The organism is Mesorhizobium sp. ISC15 (genome assembly GCF_037162615.1).
GTDB lineage: Bacteria > Pseudomonadota > Alphaproteobacteria > Rhizobiales > Rhizobiaceae > Mesorhizobium > Mesorhizobium mediterraneum.
Genome location: NZ_JAVSPX010000003.1, coordinates 98,379 through 119,816, shown reverse-complemented (window position 1 = coordinate 119,816; position 21,438 = coordinate 98,379). Strand labels below are relative to the sequence as shown.

The following is a 21,438-nucleotide window of genomic DNA, read 5'->3' as shown; positions in this document are numbered from 1 at the left end:
GCGCAAGCTTGTAGGGACCGACAAGCTGATGAGGCGAGAAGGACCTGATGGCCGGGTGGAAGTCAGACTGACTGATAGTACTCCGAGGACGGGAGAGCCGGCCACATGGGGAAGCGGTCAGCGGTAGTTGAAGTGTTCTTGGGCAACATGGGCTCCATCCAACGGGAGTCACGGCCTTTCATGAAAGATCAGCTGACCATGGAAACGGGACTTGAACACATAGCAGCGAAAGCTCGGTGCGAACCGAAACTCCGCTTCACGTCGCTTGCCCATCATATCACGCGCGACCGGGTGCAGAGGAACCTATTGAGGATTCCGAAGCGCTCGGCTGTCGGGGTGGATGGGCAGACGGCGGAGGCGGCGAAGGAAAGCTTTGGAGAATGGATAGAGCCGATGCTTCAATCCATTCACCGTCAGGGATATCGCGCGCCGGCTGTCTGGCGCGTTTACATTCCCAAGCCCGGGAAGACGGAAAAGCGCCCGTTGGGGGTGCCAACTGTTTCCGACCGGGCGCTCCAGCGCAGCACGGCCGAGGTGCTGTCGGCGATCTATGAGCAGGACTTCTTGCCCTGCTCATTCGGTGGCAGGCCGAAGCTCAGCGCCCATCATGCCCTTGCGACCCTCAACGAGGTCATCGCCGGCGGTAAGATCAGCTGGGTGCTGGAGGCGGATCTGAAGAACTTCTTCAAGAGTCTTTCCCATGAGTGGATGCTCCGGTTTGTCGAGCATCGAGTCGGGGATCCGCGTCTGATCAGCTTGATCAGGCGCTGGTTGAAAGCAGGTGTCATGGAGGATGGAGCTGTCCACCCGAGCGATGAAGGAACGCCACAAGGCGGATCGATCAGCGTTTTGCTGAGTAACGTGTATCTGCACTACGTTCTCGACCTCTGGTTCGAGCGTGTCGTGAAGGTCCGGCTGAAGGGCGAAGCCCGGTTGGTACGTTATATCGACGACTTTGTGATCTGCTTCCAACATCAATCGGACGCGCTCCAGGTCCAGGAGGCCTTGCGTCACAGGTTGGGCAGGTTCGGCCTCACCCTGGAACCGACCAAGACCAAGCTGGTCGAGTTCGGTCGGTTCGCGCAGCGAGACGCGGGCAAACGCGGCAGAAGTCGCCCAGAGACAATCTATTTTTTGGGTATGACGCTGTACTGCTCGCGGAACCTGAAGGGTAACTTCAAGGTGGGGATGCGAACGGAGAAGTCTCGGCTTCGCCGTAGCATCTCGTCAGCGCAAGAACTGATGCGGCGTATTCGACATTACGGCATCAGCGATCAGGTCAGCGAAATCAACGCTGCTCTTCGTGGCCACTATGCCTGCTATGGCATCGCCGGAAATCTCCGGTCGTTGCTCAAGGTACATCGGGTCACGGAACGCTACTGGTGCCGGATGTTGCGCAGCCGCAGCCGGGATGGCGGCCGCCTTACTTGGGATACTTTCAACCAGATCAAAGAACGGAACCCGATACTGCGACCGAAGCTGCGGCTCCCGTACCGGGCGCTGCAAGCACTCGCCGTGCTGTGAACCAACTGCCGAAGAGCGTAGTGCGGTAGCTCCGCACGCTATGTTTGTGGGAACCGGAGGCGGGCGACCGCCTCCGGTGACCCGGTGAGGCGCGCAAGCGTCTCCGCTACTCGCCGTGTGCTGCAGCAAGCAGGCCTTGGCCGTAAGACGAAAAGTGAAGTATTTATTTATGGTTCTGCACGAGCTCCCTTGATCAAATCCGCCAAGGCATCGAGCTGTGAAAAGCGGATGCGTCCATGGCTGCTCGCAAATCGCATACGATACCATAGGAGCGGCGAGAGTCAGCTCGACGCTGCACTCACAATGACGATCTGGCCGTTGATACTGTAATCCGTATGGGAGAGCGACAGCGACCCTCCTGTTACGAAACTGCAGCAATAACTTAATCAAAAGATAACCCCGTTTTCCGAGCAGTCGGCCATACTGCCGCCAATTCGATGTCACTGCGAGAGGCGAGCATCGCCGCTTAGAATGGAGGCTGCTATCAAGGCAATTGTTAGCCCCAGGCGTACAGTCCTGCGTCTGCACGAAGAGCCCGCTCAGCAACATTCCGGATGTGGCGCGGGCCATAGCAACAGCAAAATGGTGATGCTTGAGCGGGCCAGGGCCATCATTCGCCAAGAGGCTGCCGCGTTGGAAAGCCTTTCAAACAGGATCGATGAGAATATCTGCATTCTCGCGGACTACATCCTCTCTTCAACGGGCATTGTCGTCGTGTGCGGCATCGGCAAGTCGCGACTGGTTGGAGAAAAGATCTCCGCAATTCTGGCATCGACCGGCACGCGATCCATCACGCTCGACCCAGTCGATGCCTTACATGGAGATCTAGGGCGCGTGCGCGCCGGGGATGTTATTCTCGCGCTCTCCAATTCTGGGGAGACTGCTGAACTTCTGCAACTCATCCGCCCGGTCCGGCAGCTCCCCGTCATCGTGGCCGCGATCACGGGACGCGCCAGCTCGTCCTTGGCGCAGGCTGCCGACGTGGTGCTCGACATCGGGCTGATGCAGGAAGCGTGTGCACTTGGTCTGGCTCCTACCACCTCGACCACGGCTATGGCCGCGATGGGGGACGCCCTAGCGCTGATCCTGCAGGAGCGGCGTGGGTTCACGCGCCAGGATTTCGCACGTCTTCACCCGAGTGGAAGTCTCGGACGGGAGCTGATGCGAGTACGCGACCTGATGTGGCCACTTGAGGCGATACCCGTGTTCCGGCCAGATACACCACTGTCGCAGGCGCTCCTGTCGATGTGCCGTGACTCCCGAAGGTCAGGCGTCGCCGCAGTCGTCGACGAGCGATTCAAAGTCGTCGGTATCTTGGTTGGGGAGTCCATCGGTCGATTAGTCGAGCGTGGCGCAACTCCCGACCTCAACGATCCGGTGGAGCGGCACATGCAGCCGCCGCTCAAAGCGATTCCCGGGCACGCGTTTCTCGATCAAGCCGTGCAGCTTTTCCGTCAGCACGAAATCGAGTTGCTGCCAGTGCACGATGACCAGGAAAGGTTTGTCGGCCTGATTTCTCGACAGGACATTCTAGGTCCACCCTGAGCAATGAGAGTGAGGAAACCTTGTGCAAACGGCGATCATTTGGGACGGAACAGCATCGGCTCTCTTGGCAGCAGTCTGGATCAGGGGAGAGATTCGGCGATGCGCGCCTTAGCGGATGACCTCGAGATCGTCTACCGGTCCGAGCGGCCCCAGGATATCTATTGCTACACGCCGGGCCTCGCCGTCACGGCGAAGCGCAGAGTGGTAGCGACCTTTGATCTAGGCGGTGACGGGGTTAGAGATCTCCTCGGGCCGAAGGGGTCTCGCGCACGAGGTACGCGCTTCGGGATGGGCAAGGTCTATGTGTCCGACGATGGTGGCTGTTCCTGGGCTGAGCGAAACACGTTTCCGTTCTGGCATGCTCGGCCATTTATAGCTGGAGGGCGGCTCTACATCCTTGGTCATGCCGGCGATCTCATGATCATGGCTTCCGGCGATGAAGGGGAGACATGGAGCGCGCCGGTCGCACTAACCTCGAACATGAAATGGCATGGGTCGTCCTGCAACGTGCACTACTCCAATCGGCACGTTTACCTCGCCTTGGACGAGCGGCGCGATCTTTCAATCGAGGGATGGAACACAGCCGGTTTGGCACCGCGGGTGTTGCGCGCGAGAATTGACGGCGATCTCCTTGACCCCAAGAGCTGGACCATTTCGGAGGCCCTTGCGTTCAACGAGATAGTGTCGCATGGCGATTTCGATCTCTTTGGCATCCCATTCTATAGCACACCAACCCGAGCTCCGGCCGAGCTCGGATCGGGGCGCCTGTGTGCACCGATGGGCTGGCTTGAACCGAATATCGTCCAGTTCCAGGATCCTGCACATCTGTGGCACGATCCGGCCGGGCGCACATTGCACCTCTTCTTGCGGGCGAATACGGGCGGAACGGGCTATGCTGCCCTGGTCAAGGTTATCGAGCAGCACGATGGTCGTCTGGCCACGGCATTTGAGACCATGCCGTCCGGGAAAAGGGCTCTGTTCATTCCTTTCCCGGGAGGTCATCTGAAGTTCTTTGTGCTTTATGATGACAAGAGCCGGCTCTACTGGTTGCTGAGTTCACAAGCGACCGACTCGATGGTGCGCCTCACGCACATGTCGCGTGCGCGCTACAATTTGCCGAACAATGAGCGCCACAGGCTGCAACTTCACTTCTCCAGAAACTGCGTCGATTGGTGCTTTGCAGGACTAGTCGCCGCGGGTCAGACCGAACGTCACGCACGGAACTACCCGAGCATGGCGTTCGACGGCAATGATCTTCTCGTGTTGTGCCGGTCAGCGGATGACGAGGGGAGGGATCCCCAATATGCAAACCTGATTACGTTCCATCGCGTCAAGGAATTCCGCAACCTCGTCTACTGAGCTTTTGCGTGGCTGAAAGTGAGGAAACATGACCAAAGCTTCGAGCTCCGTCGCCATCATCATTCCGGCTCGCTATGGCTCGAGCCGCTTCCTCGGCAAGCCGCTCGCGATGATCACTGGCCGGACCATGATCAATCGTATCTGGTCATTGGCCCGCGCTGTACCTGGAGTCGACGAGGTCTGCGTCGCCACTGACGATGAGCGCATCGCCGAGCATGTCCGAAGCTTTGGTGGTGATGTGGTGATAACCTCCAAAGAATGCGCAAACGGCACCGAGCGGGTGCTAAGAGCAGCTGAGATGCTCGCCACGACGCCTGCCATAGTCCTGAATCTCCAGGGTGACGCCGTCCTCACGCCGCCCTGGACCATTACCGCTCTGATCGATGAGATGCATCGCAACCCGACGGTGGAAATCGCTACTGCCGCGGTGCGAATGGACATGCGCAGTTATGAAGCCCTGCGGACGGCCAAACAGCACGGCGAGGTCGGAGGCACAACAGTGACCTTCGACCGGCGCGGAAATGCCCTCTATTTCTCAAAATCCATCATCCCGTTCGTGCGCGATGACAAACAAGGTGATGGTACGGGCCTGTTGCCTGTCTTTCGGCATATTGGCCTCTACGCATATGGATATGAATGCCTACGCCGTTATATCAGTCTCGAACCCGGTCCCCTGGAGGGCTCTGAGAGGCTTGAGCAATTGCGCGCACTCGAGCATGGGATTCCCGTCCGGGTGGTAGAAGTCGATTATGGCGGCCGGACTCACTGGGCTGTCGACAGTCCAGATGATCTGAAACGCGTTGAAGCGATCATCGGCGAAGAGGGTGATCTCGTGGGGGCTTGAGGTAGTCCGCGAGATTGGCGGCATCATCTGCAACATAGGTGGGCATCATCCATGAAGCTTATCCTCAGCCGTCATGGCAACACGTTTGAGCGCGGCGAAAAGGTCCTATGGGTAGGCCGCAGAAATGACCTGCCTCTCACAGCAGAGGGTTCTCGCCAGGCTCAGCATCTCGGCAACGCTCTGCGCCAATCGGGTATTTTGCTCGGCGGTCTCTATTGCGGACCGCTGCAACGCACGCGTCAGTATGCCGAGATCATCGCGCAGCGGATAGGTGGTACGCCCGTGCTGATTGTCGATCCGCGCTTAGCTGAGATCGACTATGGTGCGTGGGAGGGTTTGAGTAGTCAGGAGATCATAGCCCAATTCGGGAGGGAGGAGTTGGAGGCGTGGGAACGCAGCAGCGCGTGGCCCGGCTCGCCTGGTTGGAGCCCTTCCGAGGCCACGTTGGCGCATGGTGTAAGGACATTTGTGGAGCAACTCGCCCGGACGCAGGGAGAGGATAGTGCGGTGCTCGCCGTAACCAGCAACGGCGTGCTACGTTGCTTCATGCGGCTTGCCGAATATCCGCTCAAGGTGAAGATGGGGAGGCAGAGTGGCAAGGTCGCAACAGGTCATATCTGCATTCTTGACGCACGGCACGGAAACTGCCGAGTCAACGCTTGGAACATTGCACCAGATCCGGAGTGTCTATCGGAGCTACTGAGTTAGATTAGGCGCCTTGCGTGAAATCGCCTGATTTGACGTGCGATGCAGAGTCTCCAGTGAAGGAGCCTATGATGAGCGGTCCGCAGAGACAAAGGGTGATTCCTAGCCGCCTTGATGCATAGCGATGAGTTTTCGGCGGCCTGAAGCGGCGATCTGGTCGCCGTTGCCGTGCTTTTTACCAACCCTCTTCGGGCGCCGGCGGTGAGCCGTCGTGATGGAAGGCGGGGGTTTGCGGGTTGCGGTCGGCGGGTTCGTTTTTGGGGGCGTCGGCGCCCTGTCGGCTATGTCACGAGCCGCGGGATGCGATCGAGGACGATGCGCAGGATGCGCTGGTCGGGGGTCGGGGCATGATGTCGGCAGGTGCAAGCGGATCTGAGCCTTCATCTCGACCACCCGCATCCAGACAGTAAGTTAAGTATGCATACGACGAAGGCCGCCTACTGACGCGTACCTTGAGGCGGTAGTGTCCGCTTAGATTAAGTGGACGCTTGGCGAATGAAGTATCTGGCTATGGAGCAGCCCTCGACGGTTGATGCGAGCACGTCCGCGGGCCTGCCGCTGCTGACGGGTGCGGGCCGACAGCGGACGCACCGCTCCTGGACGGTCGAGCAGAAGCTGGCGATCGTGTGTGAGGTGCGTGTTTCGGTAATTCCCGGACACCTTTGATTTCAGTAATTCGCATTCCAGCGATTCCGCTAAATCCCGGACAGTTTCGGGAGCGGATTTGGCGGTCGGTTCTCGGCTGCGCCGTTCTGGCAGTCTGGCCTCTCACGATGACGTTGAGAGGGGCCATGCCAAGACGGAAGCAAGCGAGACGAAACGACAGTGAAGGGAAGACGAAGAACGGCACAACGTGCTGCCAGTTGCGCCGCCAGTTCTGCGTCATCGCCGGATATCAGATGCGGCACCGCCTTCGCGGCGCGTGACGCCGCAACAGGTGGTCATCAGAGCGACCCGCTTCCTCGTCCCCTTCACGGCCAGCAGAAGCCGACAAGCGATCCGCTCAGGCAACGTGCTCGACAACTCTCACTCCATTGTGATTATCTTCTTATTTGCAGGAAGAGATCCATATTCCGAGAACACCTTATCAATATCGCTGAGGGAGTGGAAGCTGAGAAGGTGGTCGTGATCCCGCCCCCAGCTCCTTTTCATCAAAGCAGCTGCTTTAGGGAAGGACTCACCATTTCCATTCAGGTGGACGAAGTAAATATTAGGCTGTTTCCACGGGAGCCTATCGGGGACGGCAGGCTCATCCGAATGATACCTACTCACGACAATAAGCCTGCCGAGCTTCGCTAACCGAGCGCACCCGTGGACAAAGCCGTCCGAACTGCCAGTTGCCTCAAAAACTACGCTGAACACACGGTCATCGGCGTCCTCCAATATTTTAATCCGGCTCGGATAAAGGGCTTTTAAACCGGCCATCTTGTGAGGTTCATTGTCATAGATCCATATTTCCCCATCCTGTGCCTCAAGGAGATTGAAGATCAGTAACGTTCCCATTCCGCCAACGCCAAGTACAAGAGACGCCTCATCAGCCAGAGTACATTTAGAGATCTCCGTTGCGTTAATCGCAACTGATAATGGCTCGACCAATGCCCCCAGATGACGGGACCTGTATTCCGGCAGTTTAAGTGCGTACGAGGCTTTTATATCGATGAAGTTAGCATAGCCGCGATTCGAATACCAGTTAACCGTCGCCTTTTCACACAAATGACCGGCGCCTACCCTGCAATAGTGACAAGAACCACATCGAAAATTTGGATCGATCGCCACAAAATCTCCAACTTGGCAGGAAGTGACTTGGTCACCGACGGCGACAATAGTGCCGCAGTGCTCGTGGCCGAGACTGATTGGGTAGCCTTCATCGCGGTGGCCCAGATAGAACGATCTATCTGTTCCGCAGACCCCACAAAATTCGATCCTGATTCGTATGAAATCCCGAGGAAGATCCTCGCTCAGTGCATCGCACGTCAGGATCAAGCGGCGGGGAGAAATAAGGCGAGCAACACTGTTGGATCCTGCCAGCATAGGGCATCTTCCTTGTGTTATTGTGACGATATGTTGTAAAGCGCATCCCGCGCAGCATCGATGGTGATTTCTATGTCGTTGGCGGAGTGCGCTGCGGAAACGTACCACAGGCCTTCAGGCGTGATCCGGACTCCTCGATTCTGCAATGCGAGGTGCCATGCGCGCTGAAGTCTAAAATCCAGGCCCTCAGCAGCCGAACGAAAGTTGGTGACCGGCGTCGGCGCGGCTCTGAAGGCTGTCGTGACTGCGCCCGGGCTCGCTCGAACGAGAAAAGGTAACTGAGTTTGCTTGACTAGATCTCTAAGGCCTCGTTCGAGCAACGCTGCATGATGATGTACATGCTTGAGCTTTGCGCCGGAACTTGCCGCTAAGAGGGTCAGATGCTTCAGCGCTCCCACGACGGCCGGCGGGTAGGCATTATAGGTTCCGGTATGCACGGTATTGGTTTCAACGAGGCGCCTCATAACCTCCTTACGGCCAGCAAAAGCAGCGAGACAGACGCCTCCGCTCAGTGCCTTTGCAAACGCGCTAAGATCTGCGGCGACACCAAAATGCTCGACAGCTCCCCCCAACGAAATGCGAAAGCCGGTTTGGACCTCGTCGAAAATCAACAGCGTGCCGTTCGCGTCGCATTGTTCTCGAAGAAATCCGAGAAAACTTCTGAGCGGTTGGATATTGCTCCAAAAACCATTAAACATGATTGGCTCGGTAATGACCGCCGCGATTTCTCCACGACAATTCTCAAAAGCTCTTGTGACTGCTTCCGGATCATTCCACTCAACAGCCACTATGTTCGAGGCATCAGAAGAGGGTTGGCCGAGAGACATCGGCACAGGCAGAGATGGACCGTCAGGGCTGGCGTTCACGCCCGAAAATCCCCATGCAATGCCATCATACCATCCATGATAATGACCTGTAAATCGGATGACTTTCTCTCGACCAGTTGTCGATCGAGCTAGTCGAATGCACGCATGTATCGCCTCTGATCCAGAATTGCAGAATCTGACCATTTCAGCATTGCGCACAAGCGAGCAAATTAACTCTGCAAGTTCTATCTCTGCCTCTGTCTGGCCGGCATAAAACTGGCCCATTTTAAGTTGACGGTATACCGCATCTACGACTTCAGGTTCTCCGTGACCAAGGATCAGTGGTCCCCTGCCTAAAACGTAATCAATGCATTCGTTACCGTCGACATCCCATACGCGGGCACCATCACCTCGATCGTAGTAGAGGGGAAATGGAGTCCAATTCGCTCGATTTCCGCTCGAAACACCTCCTGGGACGACAGCACACGCTCTCTTGAGGAGAGCTTCGGACCGAGTGTACGAACTGTTCACTTTTGCCTCCCAATGATTAGTAAATGAAATGCCGAAGTTCCACAGGGGTGCAAGGTAATGAGGTTTTAGTAAGCCAAGCGAAAAGGCTGCCGGCATCGCACATAATATATATTACCTCTCCCGCTAAGAAGAGGAGCACGTGGCAGAAAGGAAATTTACGGGGCGTTGTTGCTGCGGGTTGTGAGATGCTGAGGGGAGCGACACCTGGCTCTCTCAGGTCAAACGACACTAAAGTCCGACCTGTAGCCGCCACAAGAATCGAAGGCGTATAACACCAGAGATCATCCGGGGTACTTGACCGAAGTATGACTCGCTCGGAAGCGATGAAAGCGTCCAGTCTTGGAGGATGCTGAACAAGACGGGTCACTGGGAGGCTTCTCCTACCGGTACATGGTTGCAACTTCGCAGGCGGTGGCCCCGTCGTCGACCGCCCTACACGATCTATCTAGGAAAGGGACAAGCAAGAGCAAATTATATTTTGGAATATATTTCGAACGCAAACCCGCGAACTTCCACGCGCACTTAAACGGAAGTCTCGTTTTCATTTCCGCCACCGACGGGAATAATTCTCGGGGCGGCGGCATCACCGAGCGTGTCTAGTCTTAGCTAGGCGAGGAGGAGATGAAAAGTACGGGGGGAGGCTTCACAGGCGGTTAACATGGACCGCCTATAAAAAGATTGAGAGCACTACGGTTTGCCATTCGGATCACTCGAGATGGCTCTGTTGAACATCTCTCGGAAGCAGCCATGTTCATATACTCGTCACGAATTTGTCATGGCAAATTCGCGCACTGGCGGTCAGATCAATTGTATACTGAGATCGATATCTTGTTGGCGCCTAGCCATGGGCCTCGAAGGCATCATCCGCGGCAAGCCGATCCGCACCACGGAAAGGCTCCACATCTAGCTCGACCGCCGGACAAAGTCCTGATCGACGAGAAGGCGACTGCTTTGTTTGCACTCAATGTCGCTATCGCCGGGATTCGGCCGCTGCCTGAAGCGCCACCGTCATCAGGAGTTTCTCAAGTCCCTGCGCGGCATCGACCGTGCCACCCCGAAAGGGCTCGACTGGCCATCTCCTCTCGACAACTATGCCCAAGCACTTCGCTCTGACCTCGGCCTCCCTGACTCGATTAGGTCGAGCGGCTTCTTTAGCCTGGTCGTACAGGATGCTATCCGGTACGGCGTGTTCCGCAGCTCCCAATTCCGGACAGTGCCTACGGTGATTGCTTCGCGTTGTTGTATTGTTGCCTTAATGGCCAGAGCTCTCCGAGTTTGCCAGCCGTAGCCAACACCGACGACGCTATTTTTTCGTGCCGCTCTGCGGTTAATCGCGAACTGGGACCTGCGACGCTGACCGTGCCCACCGTTTGGCCACCGCCCAAAGTAATCGGGGCAGCAATCGCAATGACACCAGGCTCAGCCCCCTCGACGGAAATCGCCCAGCCTCTACTCTGGGTCAGCTTCAGTTCCTCCATAAATTCTTCCACGGAGGCCATAGATCGCTTCCCTCCATCGTGGCCGCCGTCATTGATCGCGATGCGGATTGCTTCTGTCGGGCTTAGCGTCGACAAATAAGCCTTGCCGTTGGCTGTGGTCGCCAAGCGAACTTGCGCTATCATTTCGGGCTGATATTTCAAACCGTTCCGAGCGCCTTGAACCTGTGCGATCCAAGTAAGGGTCTCGCCCTGCACGACCGCCATGCGAACAAGCTCCGCGCTCTGGGCGGCCAATTCCTCTAGCACGGGCTGGCAGACGTCAGTTAGGTGTGTGGCGCTTAGGAAGCGTTGTCCAAGAATGGCAAGTCTGAGGGTGAGCTTGTAGAAGCCCGTGACTGGCTCCTGCTCCACCCAGCCCATTTCGCACAACACATTGAGCATTCGATGGACGGCACTTTTTTGTAGGTCGAGCTTTTCGGCAATTTCGCCGAGCCGCATCGCTGATGCTTCGTTTGCCAGCAGCTCAACGACAGCAAAACACCGCTCGACAAGAGAGTTGACAACCCGCACTTGAGCCTCCAAGATGTCGTTCTAGTAAGAACGGCATTCTATCTATCGGTCGTGCGTCGGTCAAGCGCATTCCGAGGTGTCCTAACTTTGCCTCGAAGCCTTCCCGGCCTTCTTTCCCAGCGTAGCTATCGGTAATTGCGGAGCGAAATATATGAATCTTGAGCTATCCGCCGAACAAGTGGCAATCCGCGAACAGGCGCGTAGTGTCGCAACCACCGAGGTCGCGACCCGTGCTGCGAAAATTGATGCGTCGGCTCAGTTTGATTGGGATTTACATCGACGCTTAGCAGAATTGGGGTTCCTTGGTTTAACTTCTCCTGAAGAGCTCGGTGGGCAGGGGGGCGATACGCTTAGCTGGTGCATTGTCGTCGAAGAGATTGCAAGGGCGTCCTCTACGGTGTCCAATGGAATCACCCTTACCGACGGGATGATCCACTATATTTCGACGCTGGGGACGCACGAGCAGAAGGAAAAGTACATACCGCCGCTTATCCGAGGGGAGAAGCTCTGCTCCTTCGCCCTTACGGAGCCGGATACGGGTTCGGACGCCGCGTCCGTCCGCACAACCGCGCGCCATGAGGGAGACGAGGTCATCCTAAATGGGCAAAAGATGTTCATTTCTGGCGCGGCATACGCGGACCACTTCATCGTCGTCGCGACGGTGGATAAAGAGCTACGCCACAAAGGCATTCGCACCTATATCGTTCCGCGCAACGCACCAGGCCTGGCTGTTGGCGAGAAGCTCGATCTAATGGGCATTCGCGGTTTCGGCACTTCCCCCGTCTTTTTCGATGAGTGCCGCATTCCGGCGGCGAACCAGCTTGGTGGAAACGAGGGTTTCCGGATTGTCATGCAGGGTCTGGATGGCCCAGGACGACTGGGTGCCGCATCGCAAGCGGTAGGTCTAGCGCAGGCCGCGATGGAGAGCGCACTCGCCTATTCTCTCGAGCGGAGTCAATTCGGACAACTGATATTTGATCATCAGGCTATCCAATTCATGTTGGCCGACATGTCCGCCGAAATAGAGGCGGCCCGATTGCTAATCTGGAATGCCGCGTGGCGCCGAGATGCTGGTCTACCCTTCACCAAAGAGTCGTCGCATGCCAAGCTCTTCGCTGGCGATATGTGCGTGAGGAATGTTTCTAACGCCCTTCAGATATTCGGGGGCTATGGTTACTCCAAAGAATATCCGATCGAGCGGTTCTATCGCGATGCCAAAATCCATCAAATCTGGGACGGAACCAATCAGATACAGCGCATCATCATTGCGCGTCAGATCAGAAAGCAATTCGAAGGTGGCGTCTTATGATATCGAAAGAAGACAGAACGATACTCTGTCCGATCTCAAATAGTTTAGGCGGATTGTCGATTGTATAGAAGACGGGCAATAATCATTCCTGCACGCTACGGGTCGACAAGGTTTCCGGGTAAGCCTCTCGTCGCACTCAATGGCAAAGCCGCTATCCTGCACACGATTGATGTCGCCCGGAAGGTCGGCGACATCGACGGAGTGTATGTTGCGACCGACGACGATCGGATTTCAGCGGCAGTGGAAGGATACGGATGCACGGCGCTGCTCACCAGTGCCTTATGTCGCAACGGGACCGAGAGGGTGGCGGAGGCCGCCAGCATCCTTGGGCTTGATGACGACGATCTTGTAGTCAACCTTCAGGGCGACGCTCCACTGACGCCGCCGGCTTTCATCGTCAAAATTTTTGGCTTTCTGGATGAGCGACCCGAAGCCGACGCAGTCACCCCTGTCATCAGGTGTGGCGCCGAAAACTACCTTCGCATCGCCGAAGACATCCGCAGTGATCGGATCGGCGCCACGACGAGTGTGTTAGATTCAAAAGATCGCGCGCTCTACTTCTCAAAGGCGCTCCTTCCGCATGGCTCTTCGGTGGCGACGCTCGGCGACCTGCCCGTATATCATCATGTCGGTCTCTATGGGTATCGGGTCAGGTGTCTCAAGGCTTTTCCTCACTTACCTGTTGGTCCGCTTGAACGCGCTGAAAGGCTCGAGCAACTGCGGTTCTTGGAAAATGGGCATGCCATGCATGTTGTCGAAGTTGACGACGACGGGCAAGAGTTCTGGGAGCTCAACAATCCTGGCGACGTCGCATATCTGGAACGAGCGCTGCCATCTGGCAAATCGGCCCGACCGGAGACGGATCGATATTGAAATCAAGATACCGCTAGGGGATGGGGATCCTGGTTGAAAGATCCTGCCGGCAAGCTCTCCGAAGCTCGTCAAAGCGCCTCAGGAAGGGGCGTTCGAAGTTCTTACACTTTTGCCGAAACTACTCGCGGACACGTAAATAGAAATTCTTGTAAGGGTGCGCGGCTGCCTTTGGCGATGATATCGGCATGCGGTTCGAATAGGCTGACCAACTTCTCGCTGGCCGGCATGATCCGCACGGCATCCCACAGCAGGCTGCTGTCGCTCGGCTCGTGCAAGCCTGTTGGCGGCGATTGCCTCGAGCAGATCAGTCCGGAATTGTGATGCGTGAAAAAGGTTTCGAAGTTGGCGCGCATATCGAAGGCTGGCCGGGTCCTATGCTCAGAATTTGAAGCTCGTCAGCCGATCGGTTTACTGCCAGACCGCTTTAACCGCCCAATCGACAGCCAGCGAATACGGAGCCAGCCTTCGATGTGCGCTGGTCGGGAAAATGTCGGCACGGCGATTGTCGCCGCAGGCGGTGCCCTTCAGGTCGAGCAGCATCGCCGGTGCCGGCGAGACAACCTGCGTGGCCGCGAACATGGCATCGCGCTCGCGCTCGGTCTCGACCGCCTTGATCTGCTGGAGCAGCAGTTCGAGCCTGTCGAGTTCCCGGCCGACCTGCGCCTGCAGATAGGCCGGCAAGGGTCGGCCGTCGCCGGTCTTGAGCGCCTCCAATCTCTTCCGCCGGTCGCGGCGCAGCGGCTCGTAGCCGGACACGCCTTGGGCGAATAGTAGGCCTTTGACGCGATTGACGTGTCGCACGCGCTCGTTCGTCAGGGCCTTGCGCTCACGCGAGATGCGGCGACGGTCTTCTTCCTCGGGCGTCGGCACCCGGAGCATCACACACCCGTGGCTCGCCTCGCTTGTAGGGCCAGTAACGCCCGGACCAGCGCCTCACCGTCGATCTTGTCGGTCTTGGCCCGGCGCCACCGGCGCGAGGTTACAATCGATGCCGGATCGACGACGTGGGCCCTAAGGAATGAAAGGCATTGACCGCGTGGAGCAAATGGAATAGTGTTCTGTTAGGAATGCAGTTGTCGAATGGCCGGCAGCGTTCCCAGGGGAGAAGGAGAGCGAAAATGAAGGGAACTAGACTTTTGCTCGCAATGGGCTGCGCAATTACCTTTAGCATTTGTGGTGCGGCGGGCGCCGCTGATGTTGCTTTCCCCTCTTGGCAGTGGGGAGAATCAGCGAACGCTGCAATCCTCAACAAGATCAAGGCGGACTTTGAGAAGACAAACTCTGGCGATACTATCAAGTCAATCAACATCCCCTATGAGGGCTTTTTCGACAAACAGTATTCGGAAGTGCGGGCCGGCAGCCCGTCTGAGATCGTTACTCTATTCGATCCAGACATGGCCTCATACGTTAAGCAGGGCTTGCTGGAACCCCTTGATAAGTATCTGGAATTGGCTGGCGTATCTCTTGATCAGCTCAGCGTTTCGCATAAAATTGCGATCAAAGATGGGCACATATATGGCGTGGCATTTCAAACGAACCCACGCGCTCTATTGGTGAATAAAAAGCTGTTCAGGGATGCCGGCTTGAGTATGCCGACAAACCTTGACGAATTCCTTGCTGCGATAAAGAAGCTACGAATCCCTGCTAAGCAACAGTTTGGGTTCTCCAGTTTGTCCACAAGTGGACCTTCCCAGGATGCCTATCTTACGACCGCGCCAATCGTTTTAGGGTTTGGCGGAAGTTGGTTCAAGGCAGGTAAGCCAACAGCAAACGACGCGATGACGATCGCTGCCCTAAGATTTATTAAGGAAGTCTATGACGACGGACTTGTGCCTAGAGTCGACAGTAGAGCAGCCCAGCAGTTGTTTGTCGACGGAAAGATCGCATCGTTTATTAACGGGCCCTTCCTCGTGGGCTTTGCTGCTGAACAGAACAAAGAGACCTACAAAAATATCGATGCCACGACGCCGCCCTTTCCGGGAAAGCAATCCGCCGCGGTCACCGTCTTCCTTGGCATACCGAAGACGGCGAAAAACAAGGACGCCGCCGGGCGCTTCATTGCTACGATGCTGAAACCCGAAATGCAGAAGGGCATCATTGAGACCGTCAAAGGGCTTCCCGCTGTTAAAGGCTCTATCCCGGCTGGTTTCGTGGATCAGAATCCCTGGTACAGCGCGTTTGTTGAGGCGGGAGATCATGCCGTATCCTATGCGCCTGAGGGCGTGGAGGAGTATGGTCCTGAGATTTATAATATAATTGGTCCGGCGATCGAAGACATCCTGTTCAATAATAAAGATGTACAGCAGACCGCTAATGATCTGCAAGCTGAACTTGAGAAGTTCGTAGCCGATAAGAAGGCGAACTGACACCATATAGCCGACCGGCTCGGTGGGGCCGGTCGGCTAGTTTGCGTTAACTCAAGGATGGCCCAATGCCCAAGGCAGTTCCCCTAGCCACAGCGTTTTCACGCGGCCGCACTCGGAGGCTTGCTCTAAGTTGGAGTCGACGTGAGCAGTTGACCCCTTTTTTGTTCCTTTTGCCCTGCGCGATAGCGCTTACCATCGTGTACTTCTACCCCATATTTGAAGCCATAAAGACGTCGTTCGTGTCAAACGACATTTCGCCAGGCGGGTCGACGTTTGTTGGGTTCAGAAATTATTCGGACGTTATCTCCAATAAATACTTCTATAATGCGCTGGCAATTTCCGCAATATATACGGCCGGCAACGTGATATTAGTGTGGATTTTTGGCCTCGCTGGAGCCCTACTAGTTCACGGGGATTTTGCGGGTCGTTGGTTTTTCCGATGTGCGCTGATTTTGCCGTGGGCAGTCCCGTATGTTGCGACAGCTCTAATCTGGTCATGGATGTTCAACTATGAGTTTGGCGTTCTGCGTTACCTCACTACAGAAGTTGCCGGCACCGCACCCGACTTTCTCAATGGAAATCCCTACGCACTTATGTCTGTTACTGGAGTATCCGTGTGGAAGGCTTACCCGCTAGGAATGGTGATGTTGTTGGCGGGCCTCCAGTCCATTCCCAAAGAGCAGTACGAGGCAGCAGTTGTCGACGGTGCAGGTCCTGTTTCTCAGTTTTTTCACGTGACGTTACCCGGACTTAAAACAGTCAGCATCTTTCTTATGCTGCTGGTCGGAATTTGGAGTTTTGGTAGGGCATTCACGATTGTTTACGTTTTGACCGCTGGTGGTCCGGCGAGAGGAACTGAAACCGTGGTAATTCAAGCTTATCATGAGGTGTTTCGCTTTTTCCACCCAGGGACTGGCGCCGCGCTAGCGACGATCATTCTAGCCATTTCCCTGCTGTTTTCGGCCATTTACCTGGCTATTCTTTATCGCTCGGAGGAGTGAAACTATGCGCTCCGCATCGAAAACGAAGGCGAGTAGAGCTCTGTTTTGGCTGTCAATGATGGCGGCCTGCACAGTTGCGCTATTTCCAGTATACTGGATGTTGAACACGTCTCTGAAAACGACAGATGAAGTATTCGCTTTTCCGCCGAATTTCGCACCTGGCTTGCACATCAATAACTATGTTTCAGTTCTGCTGGATACAGACTTGCCGTTGTGGTTACGCAACTCGCTTGTCGTGTCCTTAAGCTCGACGATCCTGGCCTTGCTTGTGGGAATTCCTGCCGCCTTCGCGCTATCGCGCCTCCGATATCGTGGACGGGCATTCTTCTCCTTGCTGATCCTGACGACGCAGATGATCCCAACGCTGGTACTAATCATCCCGCTGTTCCAGATTTTTGTGCAGTTGGGCATCAGAGACTCGTTGCTCGGTCTAGTTTTCGGAAATTTCGCTTTCACGCTTCCTGTGGTCGTTTGGATGATGAAGGCGATGCTCGACGGTGTTCCGCAAGAAATTGAACAAGCTGCACGTGTCGATGGAGCGTCGTGGTTCCAGATAATGATCCACATCACGGGGCCGTTGGTTCTGCCTGGACTCGCGGCCACCACTATATATGCATTCCTCGATGCGTGGGACGAGTATATGCTTGCCAGAACAATCATTACTTCGCCGGAAAACTGGGTCGGATCGCTTGGTGTTTCTTCGTTCGTCGGCCAATACTTAACCCCTCTCAACCTCGTTATGGCGGCTTCAGTTTTGTTCTCGTTGCCTCCGGTTCTGTTGTTTCTTCTGATGCAGAGGCAGTTCGTAGCAGGTCTAAGCGCGGGAGCAGTGAAAGGCTGACGTACCTTTCGGAGTACATGGGCTCTCAAGTGCTGAGCGGCGCCGGCGCAGATCCGTCCAAAGACACGTGAATAATGACTTGACCCAATTGCACTGCAATTTGATCGACGGCGAGCGGACTGCGGGCGACGGCGTGTCGAACATCAATCCGTCGGACACACGCGATTTGGTCGGCACCTACGCCAGCGCCGGCGCGGCTGACATTGCGGTCGCCATTACCGCCACCCAAAGCTGCTTCCCCGAAGTGGTTGCGCTCCGGTTCGCTTGAGTCGCATGCCGTGCTGCGCACCACCCCCGACGGGATTACCGCGCAGCGAGTATCCCGCCAGAGCGCTCTGGTGGGAATGGAAGACGCTCGTCAAAGGGCTCGGCGAGGTCGTGCGGGGGACCCAAATCTTCTGCTTTTTCGCTGGCGGCGCCCTGCGCCTCACGGGCGAGATTGTGCCCTGGGTGCGCCCCAGAGTGGGCGTGGAGATCACGCGCGAAGTCGTCGGCGTCGTTGGAATCATGACGCCGAGAAGCTTTCCGAAAGTTCGGAGGGCCAGGCCGGACGGCTTTTTCGAAATGGATCGATAGCAGTAGCTGCCGCAATCCTCAAGCGACGGCTTGGCGGTCACAATGTTTCAACCAATCCTCACCTTCATCGGATGTGGCCCTGGGTGAGAATGGTCGCTCAAGCTCTTCGTGAACGAGAAAGTCACTCCTTCTTGCCGTGCGCCAGGGCAGGCTACGCCGTTAAGCGGCTCTTCTTGAAATCTTTGATGATCTCCCGCGCGGCGTTGTGGCCGGGAATGCCGGACACGCCACCGCCGGGATGCGTGCCGGCGCCGCACATATAGAGATTGGCCAGCGGGCCGCGATACTGCGCGTAGCCGCCGACCGGGCGCATGGACCAGATCTGGTCCAGGTGCAGAGCGCCGTGGTGGATGTCACCGCCGACCAGGCCGAATTCGCGCTCCAGATCAAGTGGGCTCAGCACTTGGCGGCCAAGGATGCTGGATTTGAAGTTGGGGGCGTAGCCGTTGATTGTCGCGACAATCAGGTCGGCCACTTCCTCCTTCACGTCGTCCCAGGTCCGACCGCCAGAGACCTGGGCGTCGAAATGCTGGCAGAACAGGCTCATCACGTGACAGCCAGACGGAGCCAAGCTGTCGTCGTAAACACTGGGAATGCCCATCGTGATCACCGGCTCCTTCGACCAGCCACCACGCTTGGCATCGTCGTAGGCCCGTTCGAGGTAGTCAAGAGAAGGGGTGATGTGGATGGAGCCGGTCAGCGCCTTAGCAGGATTCTCGATCCGATCGAGGCCGTTGAAGCGCGGCGTCTCCGACAGGGCTACGTTCATCCGGAAGGTGCCGGAACGGCAACGCCAGCCCTCGATTTGGCGCATGAAATCCGAGTCGATGGCCGAGCGGTCTATCATCTTGAGATAGAGCAGCTTGGGACCGACATTGGCCGCGACGGCTCGCGCGCGGATCGTCGTTCCATCCTCCAAGACGACACCGCGCGCCACGCCCTTCTCGACGATCACCTCACGCACGGGCGCACTCAGGCGGATCTCGGCGCCCTTGGCCTCGGCAGAGCGAGCCATCGCTTGCGTGATCGCGCCCATACCGCCTCGGGCATGGCCCCAGGCGCCCTTCTTACCATTGACTTCACCGAAGCCGTGGTGAAGCAGGAAGTAGGTGGTCCCCGCATGGTAAGGACTGACCATGTTGCCGACGATGCCCTCCCAGCCGAAATCGCCCTTGAGGGGATCGCACTCGAACCATTCGTTGAGATAGTCGCCGATACTCATTGTCATCACGTTCACGAACTCGCGCTGCATAGCGGGCGAGAGCTTGCGGAAGCGGTTACCCATGGTCAAAAGGGTCATCAGGTCGCCGAATCCGCCGCCGAAATTCGGCGGCGTCTCCAGCAGGCTGTCGCGCAACACATCGGCCAAACGCTGCCTTTGCTCATCGAACGCACGGATGCGCAGGGCATCTTGTCGGGAGAAGCGACTGATCTCACGCTCAGCCGCTTCGGGTTCGCGCGGCAAGACCATCGATTCGCCGTCGGGCAGGAGCATGTAACTGGCGACGGGTCGCTCCATGATTTCCAGGCTGTAGGCGCCGAGCTCTAGGTCGCGAATGACCTTGGGATGGAGCAGGCTGACGGAGTAGGAGCAAACCGAATTGCGAAAGCCGGGATGGAACTCCTCAGTGACGGCAGCGCCGCCGACGATGCCGCGTCGTTCGACCACCAAGGTCTTCAGGCCGGCACGGGCCAAGTAGCCGGCCGTTGTCAGGCCGTTGTGCCCGCCGCCGATGATCACGACGTCATAATCCGTTTTCGCCGCCATTTCTATATCCCTGGAAATGCTACGTTTCGGTTGTCAAAAACATGGGGTACATCGTTCCGACTGGTCACACAGCGACGCTGTCGTGGCCAAGTCGCTTGATCGAATCCTACTCAGGCTTAAGCCTCAGCTAGCGGCCAGCAGAGTGACCGAAGCGGTTCCACACTCGCTCGTCAAAGCCGATGACCAGTTTGCTGATCGAACAGGTAGATCCTATCGGGATCAAAGCTAATACGGATTATTTCGCCTGGCGCCGCTCGGATCCGCTCTCGAAACACTCCTGCGAACTCCGTTCCTTGAGCATTGAAAGTTACCTGCGTTTCGGCACCCATCGGTTCGACAACAACGACAGCGGCGGGAAATCCAGCATCGTCGATTCGGACATGCTCGGGACGCACTCCGAAAATCAGGCCCGTCCCATTGGCCACATTTGGAGGAGCGATTGCGGGAATCCGAAGACCGCCTGCGGTCACAATCGCAGCTTCGCTATGTTTGATGAGACTGCCCTCAAGCAGGTTCATCGCCGGGCTGCCTATGAACTGGGCGACAAAGAGGTTCCGGGGCGAGTCATAAAGATCCAGTGGCGCCCCGACTTGCTCGATGCGTCCGCTGTTCATCACCACGATCTTGTCGGCCATGGTCATGGCCTCGATCTGATCATGGGTCACGTAGACCATAGTGGTCTTGAGCCTCTGATGCAGTTCCTTGATTTCGGTCCGCATCGAAATTCTAAGCTTGGCATCCAGATTCGAGAGGGGCTCATCGAAGAGAAAGACCTGAGGCTGTCTTACGATCGCTCTGCCCATTGCAACGCGTTGCCGCTGACCGCCTGAGAGCTGCCTGGGATAACGGTCCAGCAGACCGTCCAGTCCTAGAATTCCGGCGGCTAGCTTGACGCGGCTTTCGATCTCGGCCTTCGGCACTCTTTGCAATTTCAGGGCAAAGGCCATGTTCTGAGCGACCGTTTTATGTGGATAGAGCGCGTAACTCTGAAACACCATCGCAATGTCGCGTTCCTTAGGTGGAAGCTCGTTTACCACTCGTGATCCGATCGACACGTGACCCCCTGATATCAATTCAAGGCCGGCAATCATTCTAAGCAAAGTTGATTTTCCGCATCCGGATGGGCCAACCAGAACTACGAATTCCCCATCTTCTATCTCAAGATCAAGTCCGTGGATGACGGAGATCTTTCCGTAAGACTTCGTCACTTGATTTATTGAGACACTAGACACGGAGACTTCCCCTTTATTTCCACAAGTGCGTTTCGTTTCGCGCAGCGGGCCTTCCAGCTCACATTATCATTTTTCCGACAAGTCCGGTTGACCTCAGTCGCAAAAGGCCATATCGTTG

Annotated in this window: 16 protein-coding genes and 2 pseudogenes; 11 read left to right on the top strand and 7 right to left on the bottom strand. The window is 56.6% G+C overall.

Annotated features, from left to right (window positions below):
- Positions 1-180: 180 nt before the first annotated feature.
- From ltrA to RPG13_RS34520, 5 genes are all read left to right on the top strand, one after another.
- The gene (gene ltrA / locus RPG13_RS34540; RefSeq protein ID WP_337127138.1) at positions 181-1,524 is read left to right on the top strand and encodes a group II intron reverse transcriptase/maturase; all 1,344 of its coding nucleotides are present in this window, start codon (positions 181-183) and stop codon (positions 1,522-1,524) included.
- 582 nt (positions 1,525-2,106) lie between these two features.
- Positions 2,107-3,069, top strand: coding sequence for a KpsF/GutQ family sugar-phosphate isomerase (locus RPG13_RS34535; protein ID WP_337127137.1), 963 nt, complete (start codon positions 2,107-2,109; stop codon positions 3,067-3,069).
- A gap of 99 nt (positions 3,070-3,168) precedes the next feature.
- Positions 3,169-4,428 carry a sialidase family protein gene (locus RPG13_RS34530; RefSeq protein ID WP_337127136.1) on the top strand — a complete coding sequence of 420 codons (1,260 nt, stop codon included), beginning with the start codon at positions 3,169-3,171 and terminating at the stop codon, positions 4,426-4,428.
- 28 nt (positions 4,429-4,456) lie between these two features.
- Complete coding sequence (gene kdsB / locus RPG13_RS34525; RefSeq protein WP_337127135.1) at positions 4,457-5,272, top strand: 3-deoxy-manno-octulosonate cytidylyltransferase; 816 nt, start codon at positions 4,457-4,459, stop codon at positions 5,270-5,272.
- Positions 5,273-5,323: 51 nt separating this feature from the next.
- Positions 5,324-5,980 (top strand): histidine phosphatase family protein, encoded by a 657-nt coding sequence (locus tag RPG13_RS34520; protein WP_337127134.1) that lies wholly within the window; start codon positions 5,324-5,326, stop codon positions 5,978-5,980.
- A gap of 1,023 nt (positions 5,981-7,003) precedes the next feature.
- Here the strand turns inward: RPG13_RS34520 and RPG13_RS34515 are convergent.
- The 3 genes from RPG13_RS34515 to RPG13_RS34500 form a co-directional block, all read right to left on the bottom strand.
- Positions 7,004-8,008 (bottom strand): alcohol dehydrogenase catalytic domain-containing protein, encoded by a 1,005-nt coding sequence (locus tag RPG13_RS34515; protein WP_337127133.1) that lies wholly within the window; start codon positions 8,006-8,008, stop codon positions 7,004-7,006.
- A 17-nt stretch (positions 8,009-8,025) separates the two neighbouring features.
- Positions 8,026-9,345, bottom strand: coding sequence for an aspartate aminotransferase family protein (locus tag RPG13_RS34510; protein WP_337127132.1), 1,320 nt, complete (start codon positions 9,343-9,345; stop codon positions 8,026-8,028).
- A 1,217-nt stretch (positions 9,346-10,562) separates the two neighbouring features.
- Positions 10,563-11,354 (bottom strand): IclR family transcriptional regulator, encoded by a 792-nt coding sequence (locus RPG13_RS34500; RefSeq protein WP_337127131.1) that lies wholly within the window; start codon positions 11,352-11,354, stop codon positions 10,563-10,565.
- Positions 11,355-11,505: 151 nt separating this feature from the next.
- Between RPG13_RS34500 and RPG13_RS34495 the strand changes: the two genes are divergently transcribed.
- Complete coding sequence (locus tag RPG13_RS34495) at positions 11,506-12,663, top strand: acyl-CoA dehydrogenase family protein (RefSeq protein ID WP_337127130.1); 1,158 nt, start codon at positions 11,506-11,508, stop codon at positions 12,661-12,663.
- Positions 12,664-12,723: 60 nt separating this feature from the next.
- Positions 12,724-13,536 (top strand): 3-deoxy-manno-octulosonate cytidylyltransferase, encoded by an 813-nt coding sequence (locus RPG13_RS34490; RefSeq protein ID WP_337127129.1) that lies wholly within the window; start codon positions 12,724-12,726, stop codon positions 13,534-13,536.
- A 101-nt stretch (positions 13,537-13,637) separates the two neighbouring features.
- Here RPG13_RS34490 and RPG13_RS34485 read toward each other — a convergent pair whose 3' ends face one another.
- Both RPG13_RS34485 and RPG13_RS34480 read right to left on the bottom strand, forming a co-directional pair.
- Complete coding sequence (locus RPG13_RS34485; protein ID WP_337127249.1) at positions 13,638-13,889, bottom strand: hypothetical protein; 252 nt, start codon at positions 13,887-13,889, stop codon at positions 13,638-13,640.
- Positions 13,890-14,055: 166 nt separating this feature from the next.
- Positions 14,056-14,552: pseudogene (locus RPG13_RS34480) on the bottom strand (IS110 family transposase); the annotation flags it as partial.
- Positions 14,553-14,654: 102 nt separating this feature from the next.
- Here RPG13_RS34480 and RPG13_RS34475 point away from each other — a divergent pair.
- From RPG13_RS34475 to RPG13_RS34460, 4 genes and pseudogenes are all read left to right on the top strand, one after another.
- Entirely contained in the window at positions 14,655-15,902 is a 1,248-nt protein-coding gene (locus tag RPG13_RS34475) for an ABC transporter substrate-binding protein (protein WP_337127128.1), read from the top strand.
- A gap of 239 nt (positions 15,903-16,141) precedes the next feature.
- A complete protein-coding gene (locus RPG13_RS34470; protein WP_337127127.1) occupies positions 16,142-16,903 on the top strand; it encodes a carbohydrate ABC transporter permease in 762 nt (253 codons plus the stop codon).
- Positions 16,904-16,907: 4 nt separating this feature from the next.
- On the top strand, positions 16,908-17,744 hold the full coding sequence (locus tag RPG13_RS34465) for a carbohydrate ABC transporter permease (RefSeq protein ID WP_337127126.1): 837 nt from the start codon (positions 16,908-16,910) through the stop codon (positions 17,742-17,744).
- Between the two features lie 79 nt (positions 17,745-17,823).
- Positions 17,824-18,272 (top strand): annotated as a pseudogene (locus RPG13_RS34460) (aldehyde dehydrogenase family protein); the annotation flags it as partial.
- A gap of 199 nt (positions 18,273-18,471) precedes the next feature.
- Here the strand turns inward: RPG13_RS34460 and RPG13_RS34455 are convergent.
- Together RPG13_RS34455 and RPG13_RS34450 are read right to left on the bottom strand one after the other, a co-directional pair.
- Positions 18,472-20,088 carry a phytoene desaturase family protein gene (locus RPG13_RS34455; RefSeq protein ID WP_337127125.1) on the bottom strand — a complete coding sequence of 539 codons (1,617 nt, stop codon included), beginning with the start codon at positions 20,086-20,088 and terminating at the stop codon, positions 18,472-18,474.
- A 170-nt stretch (positions 20,089-20,258) separates the two neighbouring features.
- The gene (locus tag RPG13_RS34450; protein WP_337127124.1) at positions 20,259-21,320 is read right to left on the bottom strand and encodes an ABC transporter ATP-binding protein; all 1,062 of its coding nucleotides are present in this window, start codon (positions 21,318-21,320) and stop codon (positions 20,259-20,261) included.
- Positions 21,321-21,438: the final 118 nt, after the last annotated feature.

Bases quoted from the DNA above. Each gene is read 5' to 3' on its own strand.
- RPG13_RS34455 (WP_337127125.1), bottom strand. From the start codon at position 20,088: ATGGCGGCGAAAACGGATTATGACGTCGTGATCATCGGCGGCGGGCAC.
- RPG13_RS34530 (WP_337127136.1), top strand. From the start codon at position 3,169: ATGCGCGCCTTAGCGGATGACCTCGAGATCGTCTACCGGTCCGAGCGG.
- RPG13_RS34520 (WP_337127134.1), top strand. From the start codon at position 5,324: ATGAAGCTTATCCTCAGCCGTCATGGCAACACGTTTGAGCGCGGCGAA.
- RPG13_RS34465 (WP_337127126.1), top strand. From the start codon at position 16,908: ATGCGCTCCGCATCGAAAACGAAGGCGAGTAGAGCTCTGTTTTGGCTG.
- RPG13_RS34485 (WP_337127249.1), bottom strand. From the start codon at position 13,889: ATGCGCGCCAACTTCGAAACCTTTTTCACGCATCACAATTCCGGACTG.
- RPG13_RS34515 (WP_337127133.1), bottom strand. From the start codon at position 8,008: ATGCTGGCAGGATCCAACAGTGTTGCTCGCCTTATTTCTCCCCGCCGC.
- RPG13_RS34475 (WP_337127128.1), top strand. From the start codon at position 14,655: ATGAAGGGAACTAGACTTTTGCTCGCAATGGGCTGCGCAATTACCTTT.
- ltrA (WP_337127138.1), top strand. From the start codon at position 181: ATGAAAGATCAGCTGACCATGGAAACGGGACTTGAACACATAGCAGCG.
- RPG13_RS34535 (WP_337127137.1), top strand. From the start codon at position 2,107: ATGGTGATGCTTGAGCGGGCCAGGGCCATCATTCGCCAAGAGGCTGCC.
- RPG13_RS34495 (WP_337127130.1), top strand. From the start codon at position 11,506: ATGAATCTTGAGCTATCCGCCGAACAAGTGGCAATCCGCGAACAGGCG.
- kdsB (WP_337127135.1), top strand. From the start codon at position 4,457: ATGACCAAAGCTTCGAGCTCCGTCGCCATCATCATTCCGGCTCGCTAT.